The 15,283-nt window shown below is 61.5% G+C and carries 11 protein-coding genes and 3 pseudogenes; 7 read left to right on the top strand and 7 right to left on the bottom strand.

Features of this window, described 5'->3' with window-relative positions:
- Positions 1 to 28 precede the first annotated feature (28 nt).
- The 7 genes and pseudogenes from CUR85_RS04205 to CUR85_RS04175 form a co-directional block, all read right to left on the bottom strand.
- Positions 29 to 358: a hypothetical protein gene (locus tag CUR85_RS04205; protein ID WP_067267230.1), complete on the bottom strand. Its 330-nt coding sequence runs from the start codon at positions 356 to 358 to the stop codon at positions 29 to 31.
- Positions 355 to 2,891: pseudogene (ctaD, locus tag CUR85_RS04200) on the bottom strand (cytochrome c oxidase subunit I). Before ctaD ends, CUR85_RS04205 begins: the two are co-directional and overlap by 4 nt.
- Positions 2,888 to 3,829: a cytochrome c oxidase subunit II gene (coxB, locus tag CUR85_RS04195; protein ID WP_067267234.1), complete on the bottom strand. Its 942-nt coding sequence runs from the start codon at positions 3,827 to 3,829 to the stop codon at positions 2,888 to 2,890. Before coxB ends, ctaD begins: the two are co-directional and overlap by 4 nt.
- Entirely contained in the window at positions 3,826 to 4,326 is a 501-nt protein-coding gene (locus tag CUR85_RS04190; protein ID WP_209217573.1) for a c-type cytochrome, read from the bottom strand. The genes coxB and CUR85_RS04190 overlap by 4 nt, the downstream gene beginning before the upstream one ends.
- A gap of 8 nt (positions 4,327 to 4,334) precedes the next feature.
- Positions 4,335 to 5,153, bottom strand: a complete 819-nt coding sequence (locus CUR85_RS04185; RefSeq protein ID WP_067262698.1) for a c-type cytochrome — start codon at positions 5,151 to 5,153, stop codon at positions 4,335 to 4,337.
- Positions 5,154 to 5,175: 22 nt separating this feature from the next.
- Entirely contained in the window at positions 5,176 to 6,960 is a 1,785-nt protein-coding gene (locus CUR85_RS04180; RefSeq protein ID WP_067262700.1) for a GMC family oxidoreductase, read from the bottom strand.
- Positions 6,960 to 7,571, bottom strand: coding sequence for a gluconate 2-dehydrogenase subunit 3 family protein (locus CUR85_RS04175; protein WP_231886308.1), 612 nt, complete (start codon positions 7,569 to 7,571; stop codon positions 6,960 to 6,962). Before CUR85_RS04175 ends, CUR85_RS04180 begins: the two co-directional genes overlap by 1 nt.
- Before the next feature lie 207 nt (positions 7,572 to 7,778).
- On the opposite strand from CUR85_RS04175, the gene CUR85_RS04170 reads away from it, so the two are divergent.
- From CUR85_RS04170 to CUR85_RS04140, 7 genes and pseudogenes are all read left to right on the top strand, one after another.
- On the top strand, positions 7,779 to 8,795 hold the full coding sequence (locus tag CUR85_RS04170; RefSeq protein WP_067262704.1) for a sodium:calcium antiporter: 1,017 nt from the start codon (positions 7,779 to 7,781) through the stop codon (positions 8,793 to 8,795).
- A gap of 92 nt (positions 8,796 to 8,887) precedes the next feature.
- Positions 8,888 to 9,655, top strand: a complete 768-nt coding sequence (locus tag CUR85_RS04165; protein ID WP_082851996.1) for a PRC-barrel domain-containing protein — start codon at positions 8,888 to 8,890, stop codon at positions 9,653 to 9,655.
- Positions 9,656 to 9,715: 60 nt separating this feature from the next.
- Positions 9,716 to 11,317 (top strand): sodium:solute symporter, encoded by a 1,602-nt coding sequence (locus tag CUR85_RS04160; RefSeq protein ID WP_136720670.1) that lies wholly within the window; start codon positions 9,716 to 9,718, stop codon positions 11,315 to 11,317.
- A gap of 3 nt (positions 11,318 to 11,320) precedes the next feature.
- Positions 11,321 to 12,448, top strand: a complete 1,128-nt coding sequence (locus CUR85_RS04155) for a mechanosensitive ion channel family protein (protein ID WP_136720669.1) — start codon at positions 11,321 to 11,323, stop codon at positions 12,446 to 12,448.
- A 48-nt stretch (positions 12,449 to 12,496) separates the two neighbouring features.
- Positions 12,497 to 14,107 (top strand): BCCT family transporter, encoded by a 1,611-nt coding sequence (locus CUR85_RS04150; RefSeq protein ID WP_067263845.1) that lies wholly within the window; start codon positions 12,497 to 12,499, stop codon positions 14,105 to 14,107.
- Positions 14,108 to 14,161: 54 nt separating this feature from the next.
- Positions 14,162 to 14,317 (top strand): annotated as a pseudogene (locus CUR85_RS04145) (transposase); the annotation flags it as partial.
- Positions 14,318 to 14,502: 185 nt separating this feature from the next.
- A pseudogene (locus tag CUR85_RS04140) lies at positions 14,503 to 15,245 on the top strand (transposase); the annotation flags it as partial.
- Positions 15,246 to 15,283 lie beyond the last annotated feature (38 nt).

Raw genomic sequence — 15,283 nt, 5'->3', positions numbered from 1 at the left:
CCTGTTGCATGAGGGGTCTCCTCTCTCTCTATCCGTGGCAGCCGGGCAGGATCAGCACCGGGGTTAGATTGGCCAGCGTGGCGATGAGCGAGATCAGCCCAGTCCACCATCCTGCGCGCAGAAGGGCGGTCTCATCCCGGTTCAGGTCCGACCGCCGACCGCTATGTGCGCCCCGCCACATCCAAAAGATTTGCACCATTGCCATGGCAAGCGTCAGCACGACGGCAGTGATTAGCAGATGGTCTTGCCCCAACAGCGCGCGCGGCGCGCAGGCGGCCGAGATCAGCGCGTAGATCAGCGTGAAATGCAGCGCCCAGAGCAGGGCCGGTTTGGCGATGCCTTTGGTCAGACCTCTCATATCGCGCCTCCTGCCAGCAGATAGGCCGCCGCCGTGACCCCGCCCATGATGGCCACCACCTTGGCGAATGTGGCGATGAGCAGGTTGGGCAGCATCTGCCCCGGCTGGACCGCGCCCACGGCTTTGCGCAGCGCATTGATGAGCGACCAGTAGAGCACCACGGCAAGGTATCCCGCCACGAAGGCGAAGAGCGCCCAGCCCACGGCGGCATAGGCCGACCCATAGGGATCGACCTCTTGGATCGACAGGAACAACAGCGCGCCCAAGGCGATGGCCCCCACGGCCAGTCCCAGATCGACGGCGATGACTGATTTGACCTTGGCCCCATAGGCCGCCCGGCGGCTGGCCCAGCTGAACAGCAGCAGGCCCAGAGCGGCGAGGGCTGCCAGACCCGCCATGAGCGGATCAGCGGCGGGGGTCGTCTCGGCCCAATGGGGCTGGGTGTTCCACAGGTAAAGCCCGGCAAAGAGCAAGGAGGCAAAGAGCGCGGCGGAGATCAGCATCGTCCCCACCACTGCCAAATGCAGGTGACTGCGCGGATCGACGATATTGACCGGCAGGCGCAGTTTGCCCAAGCCGCTATCGCGCAGCACGCCGCTGTCCGACGGCTCCCAAATCCAGGCGGTGATCCCCGCCAGCGCGATGGTGAAACCCACAGCCACCAGCCAATAGGCCGAGGCCAGCGTCGCCCCGAAACCAAGCGCCAGACCGAAGGCCGTGATCAGCGGCACCCATGTCGGATGGGGCAGGCGCACGATCTGCATCGGCGCGCCGGTCACAGGGTCATTGCCCATGGTCTCGCGCCGGTGGTCGGTGGTGGGGCGCAGCGCGCCTTCGACCTTATGGGCCGGGCGGTCCAGCAGCTCGGGCTGATCCCAAAGCGGCTCACGCGAGCGGACGGTGGGAATGGCGTGAAAGTTGAACCCCGGCGGGATCGGCGGATAGAGCCATTCGAGTGTGCCCGCGCCCCAAGGGTTGCGCCGCGCCCGCAGCCCGTGACGCTGGTGCCAGAAGAAGTCGAAGACAAAGAGCACTACGCCCGCGGCGAGAATGTAAGAGCCGATCGACGACAGCATGTTAAGCCGGTCCCAGCCCAGCCCCTCGGGGTAGCTGGCGATCCGCCGCGGCATGCCGCGCATGCCGGTGAGATGCATCATGAAGAAGGTTACGTTGAACCCGATGAACATCAGCCAAAAGACCCAGCGGCCCAGCGTGTCCGACATCATCCGCCCGGTGAAATGCGGCATCCAGTAGTAAAGCGCGCCGAACATGGGGAAGACGAAGCCGCCGATCAGCACATAGTGCAGATGCGCCACCACGAAGTAGCTGTCATGGGCCTGCAGGTTGAAGGGCACGGCGGCCACCATCACGCCGGTGAGGCCGCCCAGCACGAAGATAAACAGGAAGCCGAGGATGAAGAGCATCGGCACCTCCATCCGCGGCTTTCCCTGTGCCAGCGTGGCGAGGAAGCAGAAGATCTGCACCCCCGTCGGGATCGCCACCATCGTCGAGGCGGCCGAGAACAGCGTCAGCGACATCACCGGCAGGCCCGTGGCGAACATGTGGTGCGCCCAGAGGCCGAAGCTGAGGAAACCCATCGTCACCACCGCCGCCACGGCAAAACCGTAGCCGAAGAGCGGTTTGCCGACGAAGGTCGGCAGCATCGTGGCCACCATGCCCGCAGCGGGCAGGAAGATGATGTAGACCTCCGGGTGGCCGAAGAGCCAGAACAGGTGCTGCCAGAGCAGGGGATCGCCGCCAAGCGCGATGTCGAAGAAGGGCAGACCCAAAAGGCGCTCGGCCTCCAGAAGGATCGAACCGATGATCAGCGGCGGAAAGCCCACGGCAATCATGAAGGCGGTGATCAGCAGATACCACATTAGGATCGGCATCTTGGTCAGGCTCATCCCCGGCGCGCGGGTGCAGAGGATCGCGGCGATAATCTCTACCGCCGCGGTCACGCTGGCGATCTCGGCGAAGGTGATGCCGATGAGCCAGAAATCCGCCGAAAGGTCTTGCGTATAGGCGCTGGTCGAGAGCGGCACATACATGAACCAGCCCCCGCGGGCGCGGCGTCGAAGACGAAGGACGACAGCACGATGATGCCGCCGAAGAGGTAGCAGTAATAGCCAAATGCCCCGAGCCGCGGAAACACAAGGTCGCGCGCGCCCACCATGAGCGGGATGAGATGCACCGCGAAGCCCTCCAGCATGGGGATCGCGAAGAGGAACATCATGATCGTGCCATGCATCGTGAAGACCTGATTGTAGGTCTCGGAATCAAGGAAGGTATTGTCCGGCACGATGAGTTGGGTGCGCACCAGCAGGGCGAGGAAACCAGCGATCAGGAAAAAGACGAAGCCGGTGACGAGGAAGCGTTTGCCAACAACCCGGTGGCTGACCGAGGACAGATAGCGGATGCCCGGCGGGTAATCCCAAATCTGCTCGAACCCCTTGTCAGGCGCGCCCTTGGCGCTGCCGGAATAGGTCTGATCCTCGGGCAGATCCACGACATATGCTTTACGGTCCGTCATTTAAGGCTCGCCAGATAGGCCGAGAGCGCGCGCAGGTCGGGCCCCGGCAGATGGTTGTAAGAAGGCATCTTGGCCCCCGGTTTCATCGCGGTCGGGTCTGCGATCCAACCCGCGAGCGTGCCTTGGTTCATGCGGTACATCCCCGCGCCAAGACTGCCACGCGCGCCCACGCGGGTCAGGTCGGGCCCGAGCGTTCCGGTCTCAGCCACGCCGCGTATGGTATGGCAGGCGGGGCACCCCGCCTCGACAAAGACATCGCGCCCGCGGGTCAACTCCGTGGTGGCCGCGTCTCGCGCCTCGCCACTGCTGCGCTGCATCCAAGCGTCGAAGGCTTCCGGCTCCATTACGACGACCTCAAAGGCCATCTTGGGGTGCGACAGCCCGCAGAACTCAGCACATTGCCCGCGAAAACGCCCCGTTTCGGTCGCCATGACCGGCAGGCTGTTCACCCGGCCCGGGATCATATCCATCTTGCCGGTAAGCTTGGGCACCCAGAAGGAATGGATCACGTCGCTGGATTTCAAGCGAAAGGTCACCGGGCGGCCTTTGGGAATGACGATCTCATTGGCACCGCGCATGGCCCAGCCTTCGGGGTCATAGACCACGTCCCACCAGAACTGTTTGCCGGTCACTTCGATGACCAGCGCCTTGGGGTCTTCCAAGGTGATGCGTTGCAGGATGACGGTGGAAAAACCCATCAGGATCAGCACCGAGACGAGCGGCAGGGCAATGCCCCCCGCCCAGATCCACCATTTGCGCGGGGCGAGCTTACCGGCGAGGACGCCCCAGACAAAGAGCAGCAGTAGCACGAAGACCACGCCGAAAGCGACCGTCATGCCGATGGTCAGCCCGTTGATCGCCGTGGCGCCGACCCCCTCTGGCGCGAGGGCGGATTGCACGCCGTATTCGCCAAGCGTGGACTGTGCGGTCTCGCTCATTCGCGCACCTCCGATCCCAGAAGATAGGCGGCGATGTCGCGCGCTTCGTCACGTTTCAGGCCAAGGTTCGGCATGGCGGTCTCAGGGCTATGGGCGGGCGGGTTCATCAACCAACGGGTCAGATCGCCGGGGCGGTTCGGCAAAACGCCCGCGACATAGGATTGTCGGGCGAAGTCATGCAGATCAGGGCCAACGGTGCCTTGGGCATCGCGCAGCCCCGGCACGCGGTGGCAAGCGCCGCAGCCATGAAGGCGGATCAGGGCAACCCCGCGCTGCGGGTCGGCATCCAGAAACCGGCGCGAGGCGGCTTCGTAATCCGGGGTCTTTTCCACCAGACCTTGGCGAATGTTGATCCGGGCCCAGTCCGACACCTGCCGCGAGGCTTCTCGGATCGGGCCTGACACAGCGGCGGCAAGGCTGCTTTGCGGCGGCAAGGCCGACCAGACCATCGCGAGGCCGGTCAGCAGCAGAACCGATATGACGGTGAAGACGCGCATGCCTCAGCTCACTGCGTCGGCGCCGTGGAAGGCTCCAACAGCGGTGAGGTCTCGGGCGGCAGCGGCTGCGTCGGGCGGACACGGTTGTAATAGGCGCTGACGGCTTCGATGTCTTTCTGGGTCATCTTCTTGGCGATGGCGGACATCACGTTGTCCACGTCATTGTCGCGCTTGCCCTCTTTCCACATTTGCAATTGATGCGCCATGTAGCTGGCATATTGCCCGGCAAGGTAGGGCACCGAGGGCGGATTGCCGAGGCCGCTTGGCCCGTGACAATTCACACAAGCGGGCACGCCGCGCTCAGCCGAGCCGACCGCGCCAAGCTGGCCGCCCCATTGCAATGTCATGCCGTCCACATCGCCCAAGGGCGGGGTGTAGGGGGCCGAGATCGTGGCGTAATAGGCCGCGACCGCTTCCATCTCTTCTTCGGTCAGCTTCTTGGCGATGCCCGACATGACGCGGTTCTGCCGGTCGCCCGAGGCATAGTCCTTGAGCTGCTTATAGGTGTACCACCCGGCCTGACCGGCCAGCCGTGGGAAGGCGCCCGAGCCGTCGCCCGCGCCATCGCCGCCGTGGCAGGTGATGCAGGCCATGCCGCTGTCGCCCGCCTCGGATCCGCCCATGGCCACCAGCCGGCCAAGCTCCAGCACATCGTCGTCGACCTCGGTGTTCACCGTCGCGTTGAAGCGCAGAACGTCGTCTTGCAAACGTTGCTCCATCGCCGAGATGCCGGGGGCGGCCTCGTAATTCTGGGCGCGGATGAAACCGGCGGAAATGCCGAGAACGGCGATCGCGCTACAGGTCGTCAGAACGGTACGGAATGTCATGGGGCGGTCCTTTCGATCTGTCTTAGGCATCCATCAAGGGGCCGGGGTTCGGCAGGTAGTCGCGTTTCATGTGTTCAAGCGTCCAATAGGCGAGGCCCATCAGCGGCCCGGTGGGGTTGTAGCCAAGGTTCTGCGGGAACAGGCAGGCACCGAAAACGAAGACGTTGTGATGATCCCACATCTGGCCATAGCGGTTGACCACGCTGGTTTCGGGGTCGGTGCCGATCACCGCGCCGCCGACGTTATGGGTGGTCTGATAGGGGACGATGTCATAGTGGCTGTCGATCGCCGCGTTGTTGCTGCCGCTGACGGAAGTCACATTGTCCATCTCGCGGGCGACTTCCATCGCGCGCTGCATCACATAGTCCGACATCTTGCGGTCATTCTCGGGGAAATCGAAGGTCATGCGCAGCAGCGGGCGGCCATAGGCATCGGTCCATGTCGGATCGAGGTCGAGGTAATTCTCGGGCGTCGACACCGAGGAGCCATGCACCACCAGATCGGCGTGATGATTGTAGTTCTCGCGCACCGCGCGTTTCCACTCCGCGCCCCATTTCGGCGTGCCTTCGGGCACCGGCTGATAGCCGATGGGGCGGCCATGGTACTGCTTGCAGGCGATATAACCACCGCCGACGAACCCCAGATCGCTATGGTCGAAATTGTCGCCGTTGTAATCGTCGATCACCACGCCGAGCGCGCCCGCGCCCATATAGGGGTCGGTTTTCACACTGTCGTCGAAGAAGGCATCGACCCCGGCCACGGTTTGATAGCTGTAGTTGCGCCCAACGACGCCGGTGCGGGTCTCGGGGTCATAGGGTTTGCCAAGGCCGGAGACGAGCATCAGATGCACGTTCCACAGCGCATAGGCGTTCATGCAGATCGTGTCGGCGGGCTGAAAGACCTCTTCGCCGTTCTCATCAAGATAGATCGCCCCGGTGGCGGTCTTGCCGTCTTCGCTCTTCTCGATGCGCAACACCTGTGCGTTCAGGCGGATCTCGAAATTCTCGTGGTCCTTGATCCGGTCATAGACGCAGATGATCGGGTCGGCCTTGGCATAGTAGCCGCAGCCGAAACGCTCGCAAAAGCCGCAATAGGTGCAGGGGTGCAGCTGCGCGCCATAGGGGTTCACATAGGCTTTGGTCACATTGGCCGAGGGCATGGGGAAAGGGTTCAACCCCATCCGCTCGGCCGCCTTGCCAAAGAGCGTGTTGGAGATCGGCTGGCGCATCGGCGGGTTGGGGTAATCCGCGCTGCGCGGCCCCTCAAAAATGTTCCCCCCGGCAAGCGCCTCGCCGTTTAAATTGCCAGCCTGCCCGGCGGCTCCGCAAATCCGTTCGAAAAAGTCGAGATGCGGTTCAAGCTCATCATAGGTGACGCCCCAGTCCTGAATGCTGAGGTCGGGGCCGATGAAATCCTTGCCGTAGCGCTCTTCGTAATGGCTGCGCATTTCAAGGTCAGAGGGCAGGGGCCGCCAAAGCTGGCCGTTCCAATGGATGCCTGCGCCCCCCAAGCCCGATCCGGGCAGGAAAGACCCCAGCCGCCGCATCGGCAGCGCTTGTTGGTCGCGGTTGTGGCGGAAGGTCAGCGTCTCTTTCTTGACGTCGACCATATGTTCGTAGCGGTGGGCGTATTTGAGTTCGTCATGTTCCTCGGGCGCGCCGAAGGATGTGGCGGTATGGCGTTGCTTGCCCCGCTCCAGCACGACGCAGCGCTGCCCGGCATGGGCCAATTCGTAGGCTGCGGTCAGGCCGGTCCAGCCGCCGCCAATGATCAAGACATCGGTTTTGGGAAGCGTTCTGGGTGCCATCAGTCAGACCCTCCGCCAATCGCGCGGGGCGGGTAGGGGGAGCCGCCACGATCATGGGCAATGCCGCGCGGCGGCGGCGTGACCGAGCGTTCGTGCTCGTCCACCCGCTCGGTGTAATAGGCATGCGCCCCCGGAAACCCGACCATGCGCCAGCCAGCGTAATCGTGATTGCCCAGATAGATCGGATCGGCGAAATAACCCTGCCGCGTCAGCTTCCACAATTCGGCGATCAGAGTGCCGATAAAATCATCCCGGTTCGATAGTTCTTCGACATGATCGGCGCGAGCGGTGGCATCCATCGTGGCAAAATCCCCCAATTGGCGCGCCTGTTCTATCCCTTGGCGAAGGAGTTGGGCCGGTGTGAATTCAAGCTGATATCCCTGTTCGGCAACAGCCCCATCGGGAAAAGGCGGCTCAAGGTAGAGCCCTTTCCCCGCGCCATAGGCCGTGGCCATCTGGTAATCGATAAAGTCGACAACACCGGCTTGCGAGGCCGAGGGAAACTCATCTTGCGGAATGAAAACATCGACCACGGCGGCCATCCACCGCGCTTCGTCATTGGTGAAAAACGCCCAAGGCCGATCATCGCGGGCGGCGAAGGCGTGCTGCACCGGCAATCCGACTGTCGCGGCACCTGTACCAAGTGCGATTTGGGCTAAAATAGCTCGCCGTGAAAAGAGCTTTGCCATAAATTGCGGCTCCGCTTGAAAAATAGGTCTGCATCACAACAACGGTAAACTTCCCGTGGGGTTCCGGAACTTTGTGAACTTTTTCACTAATCCGCGCGAACGGATCGCCCCCTCGCGCGTTGACCGGGCATGTTTGCAAGCCTTTCCACCCCGATCCTCTTCGCTCTTGGCGGTCTCGCCGGGCTTATCATTCTCGTGACTGGCTACCGTATGACGGGGCTCAGCGACCAGATCGCGGACCGGACCGGCTGGGGGGAGGCGCTGGTTGGCGCGGCCCTGCTCGGCGCGGCCACTTCCATGTCCGGCACCGTCGTCTCGCTGACCTCGGCGCTGGACGGGCGGGCCTCATTGGCCTTTTCGAACGGCATCGGGGGCATCGCGGCGCAGACGGCCTTTCTGGCCTTGGCGGACATGATCTATCGGCGGGCCAACCTCGAACATGCGGCGGCTGATCTGGCCAATGTCTTTCAGGCGGGGTTGCTGCTGCTTCTGCTGACGGTGCCGCTGATGGCCTTCACCGCGCCGGAGGTGGCGTTCTGGGGCATCCATCCCGCCAGTGTCGCGCTGTTCGCGCTCTACGCCTATGGCATGCGTGCCACCGCCCGGCTGCGGGAAGAGCCGATGTGGCATCCGGTATCCACCTCGGACACCCGCGCGGATGAGCCCGAGGACGACGAAGAGGCCGAGAAACCCGTGGGCGCATTGGTTGTGCCCTTTCTGATCTTGCTGGTGCTGATGGGTCTTTCCGGCTTCGCCGTGGCGCGGATCGCGGCGGAGATCTCGGACCGGTTCGATCTGTCGGATACCGTGGTGGGGGCCACGATGACGGCGGTGCTCACCTCTCTGCCCGAGCTTGTCACCACCCTCGTCGCGGTGCGGCGCGGGGCGCTGCAATTGGCCGTGGGCGGGATCATCGGCGGCAATACTTTCGACACGCTGTTCCTGACCCTGTCGGACATCGGGTATCGCGACGGCTCGCTCTATCACGCGATCACGGCGGATGACCTGTTTTGGCTCACCGTGGCGATGATGATGACGGCGGTTCTGATCCTCGGCCTGATCTTTCGCCAGCGCAAGGGGATCGGTTGGGAAAGCATCGGCCTGTTGGTGATCTACGCGGGCGCGCTGGCGGTGCAGGTTCTGTAAATTCACGTAACAAGGGAACTATCTCATCAAGTTACCGTTATCCCCATGATGCTACCGGCCTTGCCCGCCCGAATTTTCAGCAGGAGATAGTCATGAGAAATGCGCCACTTCTAGCAATTACGCTGATTGGCAGCCTCGCCGCCACGGCACTGCGATCCGAGACTGAGACACCGCAATTCATTCCCCAAGACACGATGATCGCCCTGTCGAGCCTGAATGGCCACAAGCTGTTTCTGCCCGCCAAGGATGCGCCGTTGGCCGATATCGACCTCGAAGAATTGAAAGAGCCTTTGGAAGAATGGACCATGGCCGGGCAGGTGTCCGAAGTGGTGATCAGCCGCGATGGCACCCTGCGTGGGATCATTGTCGATGCGGGCGGATTTCTGGGCAAGGGGGCGACACGGGTGTTGTCGCTTGATGATCTGCGGTTCCTGCCGGATGCGGATGAAGAGAACGAATTCTTTCTGCTCTATACCGGCCAGAAAGAAGACTTGAAAGCCGCCCCCGAATACAACGAAGACGACGTGCGCCTGCGCGCTGCCGATATGCGTGAGGGCGGCGAGAAGATCGAGATCGTTAAATTGAGCGATCTGGATTCCGAAGAATTCCTCGGGCTGGCGGCTTTTGGCCAGAACGACAATTGGATCGGTGAGATTTCGCAGGTCACCTTTAGCGAAGATGGTCAGATCAAGATGGTGATCCTCGACATCGGCGGCTTCCTCGGTCTGGGCGAAACGCAGGTCGCCGTGCCGCTCGATATGATCGAATTGCGCCGTTTGGGCGGAGACGATCTGCGGGCCTATGTTTCGGCGACCGAGAAAGAGCTGCAAGAAATGGAGCCTTGGGAAGAGGAGGGCTGAGCCCCCGGGGGCGCGTTTCAATTTCGGAACCAAGCGCAAGGCATATTTTAGGAGAGCAAGATGGAGAGCGCGAAATTTGACCTGCACCTGATCGACTATGCGATTGTCGTGGCCTATTTTATCGGTGTCGTCGCCCATGGTATTTACGTTTCGCGCAAACAATCCGGCGGGTCCGAGGATTACTTCCTCGCCGGGCGCTCCCTGCCTTGGTATCTGATCGGCTTCTCGCTTTTCGCCTCCAACATGTCCGGCTCCAGCTTTGTGGGGCTGATGGGCGGGGCCTATGCGAATGGCGTCGTGATCTTCAACTACGAATGGACCGCGGCGCTGGTCTTGATCCTATTCGCGATCTTCATTCTGCCGTCTTACCTGCGGGCCAAAATCTCAACCGTGCCGGGATTTCTGGAAGAACGCTATGACGTCCGTTCGCGCCGGGCGTTTTCGCTTTTCACCATCCTCGCCATCATGTTCATCGACACGGCGGGCGCGCTCTATGCGGGCGGGTTGGTGATCTCGAATGTCACCGGCTACCTCAACCTTTGGGCCGCCGTCGCCGTGCTGGCTTTGGTCGCGGGCATCTACACCATTCTGGGCGGTCTTTCGGCGGTGGTCGTGACCGATACGGTGCAGGCGATTTTGCTGATCATCGGGGCCGCCGCCCTGTTCTGGATCGGCCTTGATGAGATCGGCGGCTGGGAGGAACTGTTCACCGGCACGCCCGAAGATATGACCCATATGATCCTGCCCGCGGACGATGATTTCCTGCCGTGGACGGGGCTCTTGGGCGTTATCCTACTGGGCTTTTACTATTGGACGATCAACCAGTTCGTCGTGCAGCGGACGCTGGGCGCGAAGGACCTGAAAGAAGGGCAGATCGGGGCGATCTTCGCCGGTTTCCTGAAACTGCCGAACATCTTTTTGATGGTGCTGCCGGGGGTGATCGCGCTCAAGCTCTACCCCGATCTTGAAACGCCTGACCTTGCTTTCCCCACGCTGGCGTTTGAGCTGATGCCGATTGGCGTGCGCGGGCTGATCATGGCGGCGTTGATTGCGGCGATCATGTCTTCGCTTGACTCCGCCCTGAACTCTGCCTCGACCTTGGTGGTAAAGGACTTTGTCGAGCCGATGTTCAACGTGAGCGAAGAACGTCAGGTCTGGATGGGCAAACTGGTCACCGCGGGCGTCATGGTCTTTGGTGCGATCTATGCGCCGATGATTGCCGGGTTTGAAAGCCTGTTCAGCTATTTCCAATCCTCGCTGTCCTATATCGTGCCGACCATCGTGGTGGTCTATATCCTCGGCCTGATGTTCAAACGGTTGAACGGCAACGGCGCGTTTTGGACGATCATGTTTGGCCTCATCATCGGCATTCCGCTTTTCGTGTTGAAAGAGGTGACGAATTACTGGGCCTATATGGGGCTGCCGGAAATCCACTATACGGTGATGTCCTCGATCATGATGACCATCGGGATCATCCTGCATTTCGGTATTTCCTACGCCACCTCGCCGAAGGAAAAAGAGAATATCAAAGACCTTGTCTGGCAGGGGGAAGAAGCCAAGGAGATCTTTACCCAATGGGAGAAACCGCTGTGGCAGGATCGCACCCTCTGGGCCGGGCTGCTTGTCGTGGCCACGCTGGCGATGGTGGTTTGGTGGGCCTAAGCGATGGAGACGCTGGACCGCATAGCGACAGGTATTGCAACGCAGCTTGAGGCCGCGCCCGATTTCGTCAGCCCCCTGCTTGCCGTGCTTCTGGCCTGTGCGGCGGGGCTGGCGGTGCATTGGATCGGATACCGTATTCTCGACCGCGTGATCTCGGAAAAGAACATCACCGGGCGGTCTTTGCTGCGCCGGGCGCGCAGGCCGCTGCGCCTTGCCGCTGTGGTTGCAGCGCTTGCTTGGGTTCTGCCCAATGTGCGGCTTTACGGTTGGCAGGACGGGGCGGCGCATCTGTTTCTGGTCTTGCTGATCATCCTCGTCGGCTGGACGCTGATCCTTCTGACCAATCATTTCGCCGAACGCGCCGTGCGGCGGCATCGGTTGGATGTCGAAGACAATCTTTCGGCCCGCAAGTTCGTGACCCAAGCGCGGGTGCTGCGCCGGACCGTGACCATCATCTTGGGGATTTTCACAGCCGCTGGCGTTTTGTTGACCTTTGAGAGCGTGCAGAAATACGGGGCGGGGCTTTTCGCCTCGGCCGGGGCGGCGGGGCTGGTCGTCGGGCTGGCGGCCCGCCCGGTGCTGACCAATCTGATTGCGGGGCTTCAGATCGCCATTACCCAGCCCATCAGGCTCGAAGATGTGGTGATCGTCGAAGACGAATGGGGCTGGGTCGAAGAGATTTTCGCGACCTATGTCGTCGTGCGTCTGTGGGATTGGCGGCGCATGGTGGTGCCGCTGTCTTATTTCATCGAAAAGCCCTTTCAGAATTGGACCCGCGAAAGCGCGTCGATCATCGGCACGGTGTTTTGGTATCTCGATTACACGGTGCCGATCGGCGAAATGCGCGCGAAGCTTGAGGAACTGGCCAAAGCCTCGCCCCTATGGGACGGGCAGGTGGTCAACCTTCAGGTTTCCGAGACCGAGAAAGACAGTATCGCCGTGCGTGGCCTTGTTAGCGCCCGGACCTCGCCGCAGGCATGGGATCTGCGCTGTGAAATCCGCGAGAAGATGATCGATTGGCTGCAAAAAGAGCATCCCCAAGCCCTGCCGCGTCTGCGCGGGAATATGGAGATCCGCAGCCGTGATGAGCCGGACATGTCATCCAAAGGCGAGGCTCCGGTGATGCCCTAGAGGGGCCGCAGGGCCGACCAAGGAAACGAACAATAAAGGAAAAAATAGGTGGAAAATCTCGCACGGCGTCTTGGTCTGAAAACGGACCCGGTCATCTTTTTCATTTCAGCCGGGCTCGCCGCGCTTTTCGTTCTGCTTTTGATCGCGGTCCCCGAACCCATCGGAGACATCTTCGCCGTGGGTCGGGCTTGGGTCGTGACCAATCTTGGCTGGTTCTTCATTCTGGGCGTGAATGTCTGGCTGGGTTTTCTGATTTGGGCCGCCGCGTCGCGCCACGGCCATATCCGATTGGGGCCGAAAGGCTCTGAGCCGGAGTATTCGAACCTGTCGTGGTTCACCATGCTTTTCGCCGGGGGCATCGGCACCGTTCTCATGTTCTGGGGCGTGGCAGAGCCGATCAGCCATTTTCAGAAACCGCCCCTGCCGGGGGTGGAACCCTATTCGGAACAGGCGGCGAAAGATGCGATTTCAATCGCGATCTATCACCTGGGGCTGCACACTTGGGCGATTTTCACGCTGCCCGGTCTGGCCTTCGCCTATTTCATCAACCGCTATGATCTGCCGGTGCGCGTCAGCTCGGTTTTCTATCCCCTGCTGCGTGAGGGTGTTCACGGGCCAGTGGGCAAAGCCATTGATATCGTGGCCATCTTGGGCACGATCTTCGGCGTTGCGGTGTCCCTCGGTCTCGGCTCTTCGCAGATCGCGGCGGGGCTGTCCGAGCTTTTTGGCTGGGACGCTTCGACCTTTTTGAAGATCATGATCCTCGCCGTGCTGACCATGGTCGCTGTCGGCTCGATCGTGGCGGGGCTCGACAGCGGGGTGAAGCTTTTGTCGAACATCAACATCGGCATGGCGGTTCTCTTGATGCTCTTTGTGCTGGTGACCGGATCGACCCTGTTTCTTTTACGTGGCATCGTCGAAACCGCGGGGCTTTATCTGCAAAACCTGCCGCGGCTGGCCTTTTGGAACGATATGCTGGCCAATCGGAACCCGTCAAACGGGGATTGGGGCTGGCAGGGGGATTGGACCGTCTTTTACTGGGCGTGGACCGTGACCTGGTCGCCCTTCATCGGGCTGTTCGTGGCGCGGATTTCGCGCGGCAGGACCATTCGCGAATTCGTCTTCGGCGTTCTGCTTGCGCCCACGGCCTTCACGCTAATTTGGTTCTCGATCTTCGGCTGGCAGGCCATCGGCTTTGACGGCATCGGCACGGCGGCGCGGGAAGCGATGGGCGATCAGGCGGGCGAGATCAGCCGGGCGGTGGCAGAGAGCATCCCACTCGCACTTTTCGTCTTTCTTGAGCATTTCCCCTTCACGCTCTTCGTCCAAGGCGTGGCGATCATCATCGTGGCGATTTTCTTTGCCACCTCGTCGGACTCCGCTTCACTGGTCGTCGATATGCTTTGCACCGGCCATGCCAAACCCGGCCCCGTGCGCCAGCGGGTCTTTTGGGGTCTTGCCGAAGGGCTGGTCGCGGCGATGCTGATCCTGCTGACCGGCGACACCGGGCTGACCGCTTTGCAGCAGGTGATTACCGTCGTGGGACTGCCGATCTTCGTATTGGTCTGCGTGATGATACCGTCCTTGGTGCGCGGCTTTAAGCTAGAGGATATCGATAATGTGTCGGTAAACGGACGGCCTAAGTTGAGGGATTTTTGACGCCCTAGGGTCGAAATCCGTCAGGCCCCTCTCGGGACATCACTTCGCAATGCCTGCCGGGTAGTGGATAGTCGCATGGTCAAGAACAAAGCCGTCTACGTGGCTCTTGGTGTAAGCAGGGATGGCGTGCGCGAGGTTCTTGGTCTTTGGATCGCTGACAACGAGGGCGCCAAATTCTGGCTCTCCTACGCAATTGAAAGCTTGAACCGTGTAATCTGCAAATCGCTAAGGACGCGAGGATCATTCCCGACCGCGGACGCTGCAACAAAGCTGATCTACTTGGCGATCCAAAACTTTGAGAAAGGCGGTCGAAATAATGTTCGAGGATCTGACCTGCCCCCCGCGAAATCCCTCACCATGATGTAGAGTCTGCCCAACCCTAGAGGAGCAGACGAATGCGGAAGAGCCGTTTTACCGAGGCGCAGATTATCGGGATGATCAAGGAGCAAGAGGCAGGCATGCCGACGGCGGAGGTGTGCCGCAGGCACGGGCTCAGCCCGGCAACGTTCTACAAGCTGAAGTCCAAGTATGGCGGCATGGAGGTGTCGGAGGCCGCGAGGCTGAAGGCGCTGGAGGACGAGAACGCCAAGCTGAAGCGGCTGCTGGCCGATACGATGCTGGACAATGTGGTTCTGAAGGATCTTCTGGGAAAGAACTGACGACGCTGACCAAGCGGCGAGAGGCGGCGCTCAGGGCGATGCGGGATCACGGCATCTCGCAGCGCCGGGCCTGTCGGCTTGTCGGTGTCGACCCAAAGACAGTCCGGCGCGAACGCCCGCCGGACTGCCCTGAGATCCGCAAGGAGATGCAGGAGATCGCCGGAAAGCGGCGCCGGTTCGGCTACCGCCGGATTGGCGTGTTGCTTGAGCGCAAGGGCATGAAAATGAACCACAAGAAACTGTATCGGCTCTACCGGGAAGAAGGGTTGTCAGTGAAGCGGCGGCGCGGCCGCAAGCGGGCCCGTGGAACGCGCTCCCCGATGCCGGAGGCTGCGTATCCCAATGCGCGCTGGTCTCTGGACTTCCTGGCTGACAGCTTCGGCCCATCCCGGAAACTCCGCATCCTGGCAGTGATAGACGATTGCAGCCGCGAAAACCTGTGCCTGATTGCTGACACCAGCATCTCCGGCGCGCGTGTTGTGGACCTGTCGCGTTTTTGTGCCGCCCCACGTGCTCG

Origin of the sequence: Sulfitobacter faviae (assembly GCF_029870955.1) — a bacterium.
GTDB lineage: Bacteria > Pseudomonadota > Alphaproteobacteria > Rhodobacterales > Rhodobacteraceae > Sulfitobacter > Sulfitobacter faviae.
This window is presented reverse-complemented; position numbering and strand designations above follow the sequence as displayed.

Excerpts from the sequence above, each read along its gene's own strand:
- CUR85_RS04205 (WP_067267230.1), bottom strand. The coding sequence starts at position 358 with ATGAGAGGTCTGACCAAAGGCATCGCCAAACCGGCCCTGCTCTGGGCG.
- coxB (WP_067267234.1), bottom strand. The coding sequence starts at position 3,829 with ATGAGCGAGACCGCACAGTCCACGCTTGGCGAATACGGCGTGCAATCC.
- CUR85_RS04190 (WP_209217573.1), bottom strand. The coding sequence starts at position 4,326 with ATGCGCGTCTTCACCGTCATATCGGTTCTGCTGCTGACCGGCCTCGCG.
- CUR85_RS04185 (WP_067262698.1), bottom strand. The coding sequence starts at position 5,153 with ATGACATTCCGTACCGTTCTGACGACCTGTAGCGCGATCGCCGTTCTC.
- CUR85_RS04160 (WP_136720670.1), top strand. The coding sequence starts at position 9,716 with ATGGAGAGCGCGAAATTTGACCTGCACCTGATCGACTATGCGATTGTC.
- CUR85_RS04170 (WP_067262704.1), top strand. The coding sequence starts at position 7,779 with ATGTTTGCAAGCCTTTCCACCCCGATCCTCTTCGCTCTTGGCGGTCTC.
- CUR85_RS04180 (WP_067262700.1), bottom strand. The coding sequence starts at position 6,960 with ATGGCACCCAGAACGCTTCCCAAAACCGATGTCTTGATCATTGGCGGC.
- CUR85_RS04165 (WP_082851996.1), top strand. The coding sequence starts at position 8,888 with ATGAGAAATGCGCCACTTCTAGCAATTACGCTGATTGGCAGCCTCGCC.
- CUR85_RS04155 (WP_136720669.1), top strand. The coding sequence starts at position 11,321 with ATGGAGACGCTGGACCGCATAGCGACAGGTATTGCAACGCAGCTTGAG.